Source organism: Shimia sp. MIT910701 (assembly GCF_047126315.1).
Classification (GTDB): domain Bacteria; phylum Pseudomonadota; class Alphaproteobacteria; order Rhodobacterales; family Rhodobacteraceae; genus Shimia.
Genome location: NZ_CP138953.1, coordinates 681611 through 695145 on the forward strand (window position 1 = coordinate 681611; position 13535 = coordinate 695145).

Annotated in this window: 12 protein-coding genes and 1 pseudogene; 9 read left to right on the plus strand and 4 right to left on the minus strand. The window is 51.4% G+C overall.

Going from position 1 to position 13535, the window contains the following annotated elements; translation table 11 throughout:
- Window positions 1-31: 31 nt before the first annotated feature.
- Window positions 32-250 (minus strand): NAD-dependent epimerase/dehydratase family protein, encoded by a 219-nt coding sequence (locus tag SIB38_RS03255; RefSeq protein ID WP_412551359.1) that lies wholly within the window; start codon window positions 248-250, stop codon window positions 32-34.
- A 32-nt stretch (window positions 251-282) separates the two neighbouring features.
- Window positions 283-1608, minus strand: coding sequence for a UDP-glucose dehydrogenase family protein (locus tag SIB38_RS03260; RefSeq protein WP_412551360.1), 1326 nt, complete (start codon window positions 1606-1608; stop codon window positions 283-285).
- Window positions 1609-2024: 416 nt separating this feature from the next.
- On the opposite strand from SIB38_RS03260, the gene SIB38_RS03265 reads away from it, so the two are divergent.
- From SIB38_RS03265 to SIB38_RS03275, 3 genes are all read left to right on the plus strand, one after another.
- On the plus strand, window positions 2025-2741 hold the full coding sequence (locus SIB38_RS03265; protein ID WP_412551361.1) for an ABC transporter permease: 717 nt from the start codon (window positions 2025-2027) through the stop codon (window positions 2739-2741).
- 320 nt (window positions 2742-3061) lie between these two features.
- Entirely contained in the window at window positions 3062-4108 is a 1047-nt protein-coding gene (locus tag SIB38_RS03270) for a hypothetical protein (protein WP_412551362.1), read from the plus strand.
- Window positions 4105-4980 carry a hypothetical protein gene (locus tag SIB38_RS03275; RefSeq protein ID WP_412551363.1) on the plus strand — a complete coding sequence of 292 codons (876 nt, stop codon included), beginning with the start codon at window positions 4105-4107 and terminating at the stop codon, window positions 4978-4980. The genes SIB38_RS03270 and SIB38_RS03275 overlap by 4 nt, the downstream gene beginning before the upstream one ends.
- 29 nt (window positions 4981-5009) lie before the next feature.
- Here SIB38_RS03275 and SIB38_RS03280 read toward each other — a convergent pair.
- Window positions 5010-6266, minus strand: a pseudogene (locus SIB38_RS03280) (DUF2793 domain-containing protein); the annotation flags it as partial.
- A 423-nt stretch (window positions 6267-6689) separates the two neighbouring features.
- Here SIB38_RS03280 and rfbC point away from each other — a divergent pair.
- From rfbC to rfbA, 6 genes are all read left to right on the plus strand, one after another.
- A complete protein-coding gene (gene rfbC, locus SIB38_RS03285; RefSeq protein WP_412551364.1) occupies window positions 6690-7250 on the plus strand; it encodes a dTDP-4-dehydrorhamnose 3,5-epimerase in 561 nt (186 codons plus the stop codon).
- A 3-nt stretch (window positions 7251-7253) separates the two neighbouring features.
- Window positions 7254-8300: a dTDP-glucose 4,6-dehydratase gene (gene rfbB / locus SIB38_RS03290; RefSeq protein ID WP_412551365.1), complete on the plus strand. Its 1047-nt coding sequence runs from the start codon at window positions 7254-7256 to the stop codon at window positions 8298-8300.
- Window positions 8297-9013: a capsular polysaccharide synthesis protein gene (locus SIB38_RS03295; RefSeq protein WP_412551366.1), complete on the plus strand. Its 717-nt coding sequence runs from the start codon at window positions 8297-8299 to the stop codon at window positions 9011-9013. Before rfbB ends, SIB38_RS03295 begins: the two co-directional genes overlap by 4 nt.
- A 180-nt stretch (window positions 9014-9193) precedes the next feature.
- Window positions 9194-9850 carry a hypothetical protein gene (locus tag SIB38_RS03300; RefSeq protein ID WP_412551367.1) on the plus strand — a complete coding sequence of 219 codons (657 nt, stop codon included), beginning with the start codon at window positions 9194-9196 and terminating at the stop codon, window positions 9848-9850.
- A gap of 103 nt (window positions 9851-9953) precedes the next feature.
- A complete protein-coding gene (gene rfbD, locus SIB38_RS03305; RefSeq protein WP_412551368.1) occupies window positions 9954-10817 on the plus strand; it encodes a dTDP-4-dehydrorhamnose reductase in 864 nt (287 codons plus the stop codon).
- Between the two features lie 96 nt (window positions 10818-10913).
- Entirely contained in the window at window positions 10914-11792 is an 879-nt protein-coding gene (gene rfbA, locus SIB38_RS03310) for a glucose-1-phosphate thymidylyltransferase RfbA (protein ID WP_412551369.1), read from the plus strand.
- A gap of 99 nt (window positions 11793-11891) precedes the next feature.
- Here rfbA and SIB38_RS03315 read toward each other — a convergent pair whose 3' ends face one another.
- Window positions 11892-13313, minus strand: coding sequence for a mannose-1-phosphate guanylyltransferase/mannose-6-phosphate isomerase (locus SIB38_RS03315; protein WP_412551370.1), 1422 nt, complete (start codon window positions 13311-13313; stop codon window positions 11892-11894).
- Between the last annotated feature and the right edge of the window lie 222 nt (window positions 13314-13535).

Here is a 13535-nt window from a genome sequence, read left to right on the forward strand (position 1 = left end):
ACCAACCAGACGAGCCAAACTCTCTCTTACTTTAGGCCCTCATTGGTTCCAAAAACTCTGACGACGGACAGTTAACGGCACGAAACTTGGAAGATTCAAGCAGCATGCTCTGCCGCCGCTTTTTAAGCTCGACATCATAGTAGTCTGTGAGGGCGTCAAAGCCCACAACGCCGTATCCCTCGGCTAGAAGGCGTTTGGACAAGTGATACCCAATGAAGCCAGCTGCTCCGGTTAAGAGGGCCTTAGGCATAGGAATTCTCCGGAAATGAAAGGCTTAATTGATCAGCTGGCGACGTCTTCACCACCCCTACCTATGGAGACATAACCACTAAAGCCGGCCTGCAACGCGTCTTCTTGGGAATAAATGTTCCGCAAGTCGGCCATTTTAGGTGTGTTCATAGCTGCTGCCAGACGGTTGAGATCCAGTGCGCGGAATTCATTCCACTCAGTCAGAAGAACAACCAGATCAGCGCCTTTGGCCGCTGTATAGGCGTCGTCAACCCAAGTCACACCAGGCAAGAGCTCTTCGCCTTCCCGGCGCCCTTCTGGGTCCGTTACACGCACAACTCCGCCGCCTCCAACCAGTGCTGGCACAATGGTCAGGCTTGGGGCGTCACGCATGTCATCTGTGTTTGGTTTGAATGTGACACCGAGCACGGCAACGGTTTTGCCATTGAAGGAACCGCCACAGAGGTCCAGAAGCTTGTCGACCATGCGTCGTTTGACTTCTTCATTTATTTTGATGACGGCTTCCGTGATCTGCATAGGAACGGCGTGTTCTTGACCAATACGGGCAAGGGCTTTTGTATCTTTCGGGAAACAGGACCCACCATAGCCCGGACCAGCGTGTAGAAATTTATTGCCGATACGGCCGTCGAGACCAATTCCGCGGGACACCTCTTTGACGTCAGCACCACTTTTTTCGCAGAGCGCGGCAATTTCATTGATAAAGGTGATCTTCGTCGCCAAGAAAGCGTTGGCGGCGTATTTGATCATCTCTGCGCTTTCCAGATCGGTTGTGACAATCGGAAAATCGCGTAGATATAAGGGGCGATAGATGTCGGACATCACCTTAGCGGCACGGTCAGTTTGGACACCAACCACAACACGATCCGGTTTCATGAAATCATCAATCGCTGCGCCTTCCCGCAAAAACTCCGGGTTGGATGCAACATCGAAGTCCAGGTTTGGATTTGTGTCCGCCAGAACTTGAGCAACCTTTGCGTTGGTACCAACCGGCACAGTCGATTTTGTAACAACCACGATGTAATCTTTGGCAGTTTCCGCGATCTCAGCGGCAGCAGCCATCACATAGGTGAGATCCGCATGTCCATCACCACGACGCGTAGGGGTGCCGACCGCAATAAATACGGCATCTGCTCCGTCTAATGCTTGGGCCAAGTCCAGCGTAAAGGACAAGCGGCCAGCCTCAACGTTGCGTGCCATCAATGTGTCTAGACCCGGTTCAAAGATGGGAACCTGGCCGCGCAAAAGCTTCTCGATCTTGGAGGCGTCTTTGTCCACGCAGACTACGTCATGACCGAAATCCGAAAAGCAAACTCCAGAGACCAATCCGACATACCCTGTGCCGATCACTGCAATCTTCATCTTTGAAAACTCCTGAAAGAAACGAGGTTCGTTTAGAGCAAAACTTGCTGCAGGTGCAAGTGTGAGTAGGTCCCACGCCGATTATCCAAAAACTTTTGCGTCAAGCAGACGTGAAACGGTCACAATTTCAGCGACATGGGTTAGCTGGCACTCTCGTCGTTTGTGTTTCCTTGGATTTTGTGCTTAAACATAGTCAGTTGGTTTTGTTCTTCGACCATGACCCCGATTTTGGATTTTACATTTATCGAAATGCCGCGCAGAGCGTTTTGCACTGACAAGATGAACCCTAGGAAATGACTTCTGTTCCGCCCCCTCAGGCCGTACGCAAACTTCCCAATGACGGAGAACTCAGATCTGTCGGCAGTGGTGTTCGGTTTGCCATGCCCCGAACCATCGCTGCTTTGATATTGCGGGAGATGAGTTCCACTTACGGCCGATCTCCCGGTGGATATGTTTGGGCGTTGGCGGAGCCGATCTTGGGCATTGCCCTATTGTCAGCAATCTTCTCAATTGGTTTTCGTAGCCCGAGACTCGGTGACAACTTTCCGATTTTTTATGCGACAGGCCTACTCCCTTTTTATTTGTTCAACGACATCAGTTCGAAAACGTCTCAGGCCGTGAACTATTCGAAGCAGTTGCTGGCGTATCCGCGCGTTACTTTGATTGACACAATTTTTGCGCGTTTCATTCTAAGCCTGTTGACGCAACTGATGGTGAATTACGTCTTGCTAACAGGCCTTCTCTTGGCCTTTGAAACGCGGACCACGCTGGAAGTGGACCGCATTCTTATGACCTATGCTATGGCCACTGCGCTGGGGCTTGGCGTTGGAGTGTTTAATTGTTTTTTGATGTCTCTTTACCCGATTTGGCAGCGTGCATACCATATCATCACGCGACCTTTGCTGTTGGTCTCGGGTGTGATTTTTATCTACGAGTCGATCCCGATCCCTTATAGAGAATGGCTGTGGTGGAACCCCCTTATGCATGTCACAGGTGAGATGCGAGGTGCGTTCTATAAGAGTTACGACGCGGCCTATGTTTCGCCGCTATACGTTTTTTCGTTTGCTGCGATAACAGGCGCAGTTGGACTACTGTTCCTGAAGCGGTACTACCGGGACATTATGGAGAAATGACCTAAGTTCTGGCAGTTGAGAACGGTCTGAAGGTGTGTATAGGGTTGGTTCCGCGACTTGAAGCACTTATAAACAGTTGACGAATTTGGCTTTTTTGTCTCTCAGGTGATCAGGGGTGAAATTCGGTGCGTGGTTCTCCCAAACAATTCGGATGGTCGTCGCCGAGCACTATTCTTCTCTTGAAATGATGGCTTGCAGAGAGCTAAGTAACGAAAATAAGTATTGTTTGCCGCAAGCATTTGAAGCTTTCAGCAGGTTTCTGCCAGCGGTATTTACCATTGGTATAACTGATCCATTTTGACTTTTTTGGAGTATTTGTGATGACCGTTCCTCGCCTGTTTGTGCATGTTGGTGATCGCAAAACCGGTACCACAACAATCCAACATGTCTTGGATGCCCGCTCGCGTGAACCAAATTCTTATGGCGGCACATTCGGAATATACTACCCGTCGTCAGGCCGGCTTACGCAGAACCGCATCAATCACGTAAATCTGGCTCACGAACTTCTTGGGGACCCAAGATACAAGTCGGAAATTGGAAGCTGGGCCGATCTTGCAAAAGAACTGGAAACACAAAAGTCTGAACTCACGGTCATTTCCTGCGAGGGCTTTGAGAGCGTCGAACCCAATGTCTTGGCCGAGGCGCTGAAAACCCACGTTCCTGAAGGAACAGATGTCAAAATCATAAGCTACATACGCCCGCATGTAGACCGCATCGTTGCCAGTTATGCCCAAAACGTAAAGACCGGCAGATACAATCGACCACTGAACGTTTTCGCCAGGCGGTCGATGCGAGGGCGATTGGGAGCGCTTCACAAACGCGCCATAGCCTGGAAAGCGGTTTTTGCAGACCAATATCACGTTCGTCCCTACGTACGGGATCTGTTAATCGATCGTGATGTGGTGGCTGATTTGTTGGTTGGCCAAATTGGGCTTGGCCCGGAGGTCATGACCAACTTGCCACCGATACCTGACGAAAACCCGACTCCGGGTACAAATGTCCTCGAGCTCATTCGTCAGCTTACTGCAGCAGCCACCAAGGGTGGCGTAGAATTACCTTCTGGAACGGATCGAAAAGTATTGGCCCCACTCCGCAAAACGTTGATGGAGTTGTATCCAGACGACCCTAAGGTGCGTTTGTCTCGTGAAGAAGTTGAGGCCTGTATCGCGTCCTGTATGGCGGACGCCCAATCTATGGACAGAGATTTTTTTGGCGGTGAGCCGGTTTTTGAAGGAGCACTCTTGCGTGCAAGAGATGGTGCAGCCGATCAAATAGTTTCAGATATTGTCAGTTCAAATGAGCGCGCCATACATGAGGCTTACGCGGCGGCTTTGGCCACACTTGTTCGTTTGCATGGTGAAAAATGACGATTTCCCCTCTTGCGGCATTGAAAAAATTGGTTGGTTCCGTTCCCCAAGCTAACCTGTTGTGGCAGCGTGAAGATTCTGCAGCTTTGACCGTTCCCGGCTATACCGTTGAGATCCATCTTCGGGATACGAGTAGCCTGGTAGTTTGTTTTGACAGCCGAACAGCTAAGTATGAGCCTTCCCAAACTCGTACAGCTTGGGGGTATGGGTTCTTAAAAAGGCATGGGCTAAGCGCAGTACATGTGAAGCCCGACCAATCTTGTTGGTATCGACAATCCCAAATCTTTGAAGTGTTGGATGCCGCACGTGCGGCGGGACTCTTTTCGGCATTCGATAGGGTGTTGACTTATGGTGGGTCGATGGGAGGGTTTGGCGCTTTGTCATTTGCCGGTGTGACGCAAGCGACTGCTTGCTTGGCCTTAAATCCTCAAGCGAACCTAGGACCCGACGTCCGAGATTGGGAAACTCGGTACCCAGAAGCTTTGATTCAGGATTGGAATAGTCCGTTATGTGATTTGGGGCAAACCACGTCTGGAGCATCTCATGTCGCTACTGTTTTGGATCCATATTTTTTCCTCGACCGAAAAAAGGTAGAGCTTATCAAAAATCCAAAAATGGAAATATTGGCAATTCCCTTTGTGAGACACCGCATCCCGGCTCACATTAATGCGCTAAAGATGTTACGAAAGTTGTTTCAGGACAGCCTCCATGGGCAGGTTGATACCCATTGGTTTCGCCAAGAAGCGAGACGTCGTAGAGAGTTACTACGTTATAGAAACGAGATGCTAAGACGAACCGAAGGCCATTCCCGGCGTCATGAGACGGTTTTACGCTTCATGCCTTCGGAAGAGGGGCTACTTGGCGGGCCATGAAGTTGGTTGGCTTTCATTGAGCTGAATATTTAGTCATAAACCCCACCGCCATTGGCCCCACCGGCTTCATCGCCAGGGAAATACGCCGCTCCGCTGTTGTTCGTCGTAATGACGGCGTTATCTGACACCAAATAGCGGCGGCCTGTGGCAGTACCTAAAAACACCAGAGCGTCCATTCGAGCGACACTGCAACGCGCGCAAATGATGAAGGATGATGCGAAATCGGGCGTGCCATCAAGCGAGAGGGTTTGCGATCTCATGCGGGCGGACCCACCATCCGTTAATTTAAGAAAGTACTTTGCGTCACCGACAATGCCACACGGTCCGTCGAGTACTACCGTTCCGTTTTCGATGGTGCTCAGGTGTCCTCCAGCCGCGCCAAACTCCACCGTATCCAATTCTACGGTACCGCGGTCAGCCACAGCCACAGTTGGAAATCCCCCGCTCGTGTTTTGGATTTTTAAGCCTCTCAGTGTGGTGATCCCGGCAGTGGCCACAAAAATTGAATTGCCTCCGGAAAGCAACACTTGGTCAGGCGCGCCTACATCGCCCTCAATGATCATCCTGGAGGCGCCTATAGGCGCGAAGTCAATTTCCAAGGGATCCGGGAAATTATAGGTGCCACTCGCCAGCTTAATTGTCACAGGATGTTCGCCTGCATCAATTGAGCCGGCAACTAACAAAGCATGTGACAACGTTTCAAACGCGCCTACTCCGGCTGTGAGACCGTCAGTCGCATCGTTCCCAAGTATTGGGTCGACAAAATATTCAGGCGGACTTTGGCAGACACGCCGCCATTTCGAGTGCGGAGCCTGAACCTCTCCCGATGCGGCGTCCACCGTGAGTGCATCGGTCCAAGTTGTTCCGTCTGCGCTCACCTTGATGGAGAAGTTTTCGCCACCCGCCGTTCCAATCTCTGCGCGGCCCGAGAAGTCGGTTTGAAACACAACACTGCTGCTGTCTGTTTCGGCAGCCTTATTCAGTTTGAGTTGATGTCCACCGCCATCATGGCTCAAAAGCGTGGCATCTGACGCAACAGAAAGCCTATTGGTGTCATCTGCGGCAGCCTGAATCCCTAGCTTAGCGACCTGTGATAAGTCGAGAGCTGACCAGCTAAGTCCGTCAAAGCTCCTGTGTGAATTGGTTTCCAAATCCACAGCGACCCACCCGGTTTGAGGGGTATAAAAGCTCCAAGTTTGTCCATCAAAGTGGGCAATCTGATTGTCGTGCCCCAGCCAGTCACCTTGCGCTGGCGGAGCAACAATATACCGGGCGTTAGCTTCTACGGTCTCAGGCGGTTACAGATGCGTGCAAGACCGAACGACCAACTGAACCAAAACATCCAGTGCCCGAATGGCTTCGTTGTGAGTAACATGTTTTTGCGCTTGGGAAGGCTGAATATAGGGGAGGTCAAGGATTGAGGAGGAATGTGTCACCAGATGTCTCCGTTTTAAAGTACTCCTGACAAAAATGGGTATTTGGTCCTTTCATACGCGTTATGGTGCCGGCCCGACGAATTAGAATTTGTTAATCAACAAGTTCAACATCGCACAGATTTCGGGCGGTCGGTTTGCATCCCGCGTAACGGTTTTTCTGGTAAATATGCCGGTTTGCTTTGCTTGCTTCCAAATTCAAGGCGTGAGTGGACATAGCCATACTGGCTTGGTAATCACCTGATAGATTTTAGAAAGTCATTGAGGACGATTGTCATGAAGGTTGAACAAACACCTTTGGCCGGTGTTGTTGTTATCACACCAGCTCGGTTTGGTGACACACGTGGGTTTTTCTCGGAAAGCTACAGTGTAAAAGCGCTGGCAGATGTGGGTATTACCATACCATTTGTACAGGACAATCATTCGCTTTCCAGCGCCGTGGGCACGATACGTGGACTGCACTTCCAAGCCCCCCCTCATGCGCAGGACAAACTGGTGCGTTGTGGTAAAGGCGCCTTGTTTGATGTAGCTGTCGACATTCGTGCTGGATCGCCGACCTTTGGCCTTTGGTACGGGACAGAGCTTTCTTTCGAAAACGGGCGACAACTTCTTGTCCCTGCCGGCTTTGCCCATGGATTTGTTACTCGAGAACCAGACACAGAAATTATCTATAAGTGCTCGGACTACTACGCACGAGAAACTGAGGGCGCGATCCGGTGGGATGATCCTGACGTTGGAATTGACTGGGGCAATGTCACTGATCCCGTCTTGTCTGACAAAGATGCTGTGGCGCCATCACTGAAAGATCTCGACACGCCATTTACGTACGAAGGATAACCAATGAAACTTCTGGTGACAGGCGGTGCAGGCTTCATCGGTTCTGCTGTGGTGCGGCAAGCCGTTAAGCAAGGTTTTGACGTCGTTAATGTGGATGCGCTGACTTATGCGGCATGTCTGGACAATGTGGCCTCTGTTTCTGCAAGCCCGAACTATAGTTTTGAGCATGCGGACATCTGCGATTGGGATGCGATGGTACGCATCTTTGAAACGCATCAACCTGATGCGGTGATGCATCTGGCCGCGGAAAGCCACGTGGACCGTTCCATCGACGGCCCAGGCGCGTTTGTACTAACCAACGTCACCGGCACATACACCCTTCTGGAAACAGCCCGGCGCTACTGGCACTCCCGGGGTCGTTTTGAAAATTTCCGATTCCACCATATTTCTACCGATGAAGTGTTTGGGTCTTTGGATGCTGAAGGACAGTTCACGGAAGATACACCCTACGATCCACGCAGCCCCTATTCTGCGTCCAAAGCCGCATCCGATCACTTGGTGCGCGCCTGGTCGGAAACTTATGGACTACCGGTGGTTCTCACGAATTGCTCTAACAACTATGGGCCGTTCCATTTCCCGGAGAAACTGGTCCCTGTGATCATACTCAACGCCCTGGCTGGCAAAGAGCTTCCAATCTACGGTGATGGTTCGAACGTGCGGGATTGGCTTTATGTTGAAGATCATGCCAACGCCCTTTTGACGGTTTTGGACAAAGGCGAACTTGGGCGCAGTTACAACATAGGTGGCGAAAATGAGCGGACCAACCTCGAGTTGGTGAAAACGCTGTGTGCTATCTTGGACGAAAAGCGGCCACGCAGAGATGGCAAGTCGTATGCTGATCAGATCACTTTTGTGATTGATCGCCCTGGGCACGACGCGCGGTACGCAATTGACCCGACACGTATGCAAACGGAGCTTGGGTGGCGTCCTTCAGTGACGGTGGAAGAGGGGTTGGCCTTGACGGTTGAGTGGTACCTCAACAACGAAGACTGGTGGCGCGCGCTACAAAACCGTGAAGGTGTTGGACAGCGCCTAGGAACCGGGAAATGACCTGTATTCCGCGCCGGGTTTGGATTTATTGGGAAAGTGGATGGACAGATGCACCTGCCTTGTCTCAGAAATCATTGCGGTCTTGGCGCGCTCGGAACCCCAATTGGGCGGTTCAGCCCTTGGATTTTTGCCAAGTGAATCGACTTTTGGGCGCCTCGTGGGAGGAAGCTCGATTGCCTCCTTGGATCACTCCGACAGGGCGTTCAAATCTTGTTCGGCTGGCATTGCTAAAGCGATATGGCGGCGTATGGGTGGACGCGACGAACTTTTGCGTACGCCCTCTTGATCACTGGATAGATCGCAACGCATCAAAGGGCTTCTTTGCCTTCTCATCGCCTACCAACGATCGTCCATTGTCGACTTGGTTTCTGGCTTCTCAGCCAAGGAATCAACTTGTTCGAAAATGGTTGGATCGATGTTGGGATTTTTGGCGTCACCCGGTTAAAGACGAAAATCGCTGGGTTCATCGTATGTTTGCCGATCTGATTGAAAAAGATAGCGCGGCGTCTTTTGCTTGGTCGCAAGTTGAGACAATTCCTGCAAAAAATCCCTTACACTTTGGTCCAAACCATAAAACTCTGGTGAGACCTGTAAGCTCCGATATCCGAGAGTGCGTTCAAAAAAAAAATTGTTCCGGTGTGCAAGTTGACGAACCGGAAGCGCGTTTCCCAACCGGATGCAACATTGAATTGGTTAAGTCGCGCTCTCACTAAACCTATAACAGACTTTTCTAAGACGCGATTGTTGCTTCATGTCGGTTTGCCGAAAACCGCAACGACAACCATCCAAACTTGGGCTGATTCCCATCGGGAAAAATTGTCTGAAAGGGGGTTGTGTATCCGGTTCCTCGTAAAGTTACCAATATGCCGAAGCATCAAGAGCTAGTTGGCGCAATGCTGAAAGGTAAGTTTGCAGCGCTTGACGAACTGTTAAGTATGCGACGCCCAAACAGCCTAATGTTTCTATCTGCTGAGGGCCTTAGCGGTCATCTCGATCGAGGTGAAGCGAGGTCCGATTGGTTGTCTTCTGTCCAAGAGAGACTTTCGTCGTTTGATGTGGAAATCTTTCTTATGACGCGGGAAAAAAACCAATGGTTGCGCTCCTACTACCAACAGACTGTACGCAATCCACCAAATAGTGAGATGGGGTATGCTACAGGGGAGACACTCCAGAGCTTTTCTTGCCGTCCACGAATTCAAGCTTTGTTGGATTTTGAGACGCTATCAGAAAGGTGCCGATTGGCTTTTGGCGCAAACAGGGTGCATGTCTCGAGCCTTGAAACCGATTGGGCAGAGCAGCTTTGCGCGCTTCTGGGCGTGCCAGACATGGCGCCTAGCCTACGCAATATGCCCAGACAGAACCAAGGGCTTTCGATCGCCGCCACAGAGCTTTTGCGCCAAGCGAATTCAATGGGGTTGGATCAGAACCGCGACGAGCTGATTGAGTTGCTTGAAAAGCCAACCAAGAGTGTTGCTTCGCCAATTTCAGAGAACGTATTGGAAGTTATTGACGGCCTTACGGCAACAACTGCCGAAGAAGGGGAATTGTAAGGTTTGGTCAAGCGTGCCATTTCTGACATCTGAATGGTTTGACAGATTTGAAACTAAGGTCCGGTCTGGTTGCTATGATCGGAGAATTTGAAAGAGGCATAGAATGCATATTTTGATTTTCGGATTTAACGGCCAAGTAGCTATGGAACTGCGGACCCAGGCTAAGGACTCTGGCGTCAAAGTCACCGCCCTGGATCGGGCTTCGGCGGACTTGATGGATCCGGCCTCTTGTGGGCAAGCAATCAGAGACATAGTTCCGGATGCTGTGATAAATGCGGCTGCCTATACTGCAGTTGATAATGCTGAGACTGACGAAGCAACGGCGCACACCGTAAATGCAGAAGCGCCGGAAGCCATGGCATTGGCTTGCGCCGACATACATGTCCCGTTTGTCACCATTTCCACCGATTATGTGTTCTCTGGAGATGGTACAAAGGCGTGGCGCCCTGAAGATACGCCAGCACCGCAGGGTGCTTACGGGCGCACCAAACTGGCGGGTGAGCGCGCAGTGCAATCGGCTGGCGGTGCCTACGCTATTCTTCGAACCTCTTGGGTCGTCTCTGCTCATGGCAATAACTTTGTAAAAACCATGCTGCGCCTGGGTGCCGAGCGTGATGGCCTTACCATTGTGGCGGATCAAATTGGGGGGGCCACAGGCGCTGCCGAGATTGCGGCTGCTTGTCTCAAAATCGCGCAAGCTCTGAAAACGGCCCCTGAAAAGTCCGGTGTTTACCATTTCTCCGGTGCTCCGGATGTCAGCTGGGCGGATTTTGCGCGCGAGATTTTCACTCAAGCCAATCTGAACTGCGCTGTCACTGACATCCCGTCGTCGGACTACCCAACTCCTGCAACTCGACCGCTTAATTCCCGAATGGATTGTGCCACAACGAAGGAAACCTTCGACATCGATCGCCCAGATTGGAAGGAAAGTCTGCGTGATATTCTGAGTGAACTTGAGATGATTTGACCGTAGAACCGTATAGGAGAGGCGATTTTTTGGTGCCAGTGAAAACGCCTAACACATTCAATAAACGTCGTTTCAAAAAATAAGGATTTCAAACACATGACCAACCGCAAAGGCATTATTCTGGCCGGCGGCTCGGGCACCCGGCTCTATCCGATCACCGTGTCCGTCTCCAAGCAATTGTTGCCTGTCTATGACAAGCCGATGATCTACTATCCGTTGTCCGTGCTCATGCTGGCTGGAATTCGCGAAATTGCGATCATCACAACGCCGCAAGATCAGGACCAATTTAAGCGTGCGCTTGGGGACGGCAGCCACTGGGGCATTGAGTTGACCTATATTGTTCAACCAAGCCCAGATGGCCTGGCGCAGGCCTACTTGCTTGCCGAAGACTTTCTTGATGGTGCAGCTTCGGCGATGGTTTTGGGCGACAACATCTTTTTTGGCCACGGGTTGCCGGAGCTTCTTGCGGATGCAGATGCGCAGCCAAGTGGCGGAACCGTGTTTGGTTACCGCGTGGCCGACCCCGAGCGTTATGGTGTGGTCGATTTCGACCAAGAAGGTCGCGCGCGACAGATTATTGAAAAGCCAAAAGTGCCCCCGTCCAACTATGCCGTAACCGGTCTCTATTTTTTAGACGGCGATGCGCCACGTCGAGCCCGTGATGTAAAGCCATCCGCCAGAGGCGAGCTGGAAATCACCACACTGTTAGAAAGCTATCTGCATGATGGCTCCTTGCGTGTAAAACAAATGGGACGTGGCTATGCTTGGCTGGATACCGGTACGCATGCCAGCCTTTTGGACGCAGGCAATTTTGTGCGAACTTTGGAAAACCGGCAGGGGCTTCAAACTGGGAGCCCGGACGAAATTGCTTTTGATCAGGGCTGGATTGATCGAAAGGGGCTTCAGGAGCGCGCAGATTTGTTCAGTAAAAATGAATACGGCACCTATCTAAGCGGCTTACCGCACAAAAAATGACCTCTAGTTAGTTGCTCAGTGGTGTGAAGGAGTTTTGAGCCTCTTCACACCGACGTTTCAGTTGCTGACCGCTTTATGTTGGTTTGGAAAAACTGTCGCTTATGACCGGGCATATAAGTCATCGTAGCGGACAATATCGTCTTCACCTAAATACGCCCCAGTCTGCACTTCAATCAGAGTGATGGGCACCTTGCCAGGATTTTCCAATCTATGCCGTTCGCCGACCGGCACGTAGACAGATTGGTTCTCATGTACCAGTTGCACGGTCTCACCAATTGTCACTTGGGCTGTCCCTTGGACTACAACCCAATGCTCAGATCTGTGTAAATGGCTTTGCAAGCTCAAAACCCCGCCTGGATGAACCCGAATACGTTTCACTTGAAACCGATCGCCTTTGACAAGAGTTTCAAACCAGCCCCACGGCCTGTAGTCCTTGCGGTGTTGATCGGCTTGAGAAATGTTTCGATCTCGCAAGTTGCCGACAATCTCGCGTACCTCTTGAGCACGGGATTTGTGCGCCACCAGCACTGCGTCATCCGTAGCCACAGCTATGATGTTGTCGAGCCCTAATCCCACCAATTCAATGCCTTCACTGTGATTCCATAGCATTGTGTCGGTGCAGTTCCGAGCGGTGGTTCGCTCAGTCAGAACATTGTTTTTTGTATCGGATTCTGCGCTGCGTTTGAGTGCATCCCAATCCCCAAGATCGGACCAGTCGCCATCATAGGGCATGACTTTCAAATTGGCGCTCTTTTCCATAATCGCGTAGTCGATTGAGATTTTCTCAGCCTCTGTCCAAGGCTCTGCCGCAAGCTTAGTGTAACCGAGATCAAGCGTGGCGTCTGACAAGGACTTGGACACCGCCTTCAACATGTCGGGGGCATGGGCACGGTAAGCGTCCAGAATAGTCTTGGCAGAAAACAGAAAAATTCCTGCGTTCCAAAGGTGATGGCCATCCGCGACCATGCGGCGCGCGTCGTCCAGATTTGGCTTCTCGACAAACCGCGCCAGATCTTGCGGCACTCCTTCTGAAGCGTCAGCGCTTTCTGCCAGTTCAAGATACCCATACCCGGTTTCACTTCGGGTTGGTTTGATTCCAAATGTCACCAGAGAGCCACCCTCGGCAGCAGGCGTGGCGGCGGAAATGGTTTCTCGAAACCTTTCTTCATCTCGGATCAGGTGATCTGACGGCGCCACAAGCAAAAGTGCGTCTGGGTCTTTCCGGGAGCACCAAAGTGCCGCCGCGAGGACCGCGGGCGCTGTGTCGCGTGGCGATGGCTCGATCAGAACTGCATTGGCGGCTTTACCGACCTGTGCCAACTGTTCCGTGACGATAAACCGGAATGGGTCTCCTGTGGCGACAACTGGAGCAGAAAATTCCGGTCCAGAAAGCCGCTTGGCCGCCATTTGAAACAGGCTTTCTTCCGCAAACAGAGGCGAAAACTGCTTAGGGTAGGACTGTCGCGACAACGGCCACAGTCGCGTTCCGGAGCCGCCGCAAAGAAGAATAGGGTAAATCATCAACTATCCAATCATGTATTGCCCGGTCAGCCGATACGTATTTGGCCTTCCCTAGTCTACAAACACGGAGGTTCAATTGGCAAAGAGAACCGCGGTTTTTGAGTGTTTGCATTGCGGTGTGGCAATTTCAAGACCAGTCCGAGGGCGAAATCAGGCAGAAGTCCAGAGGATCAGGAGTTTCATGCCCCATGCGTATTCTTCTCTTGCTTGGCGTTTGATTGA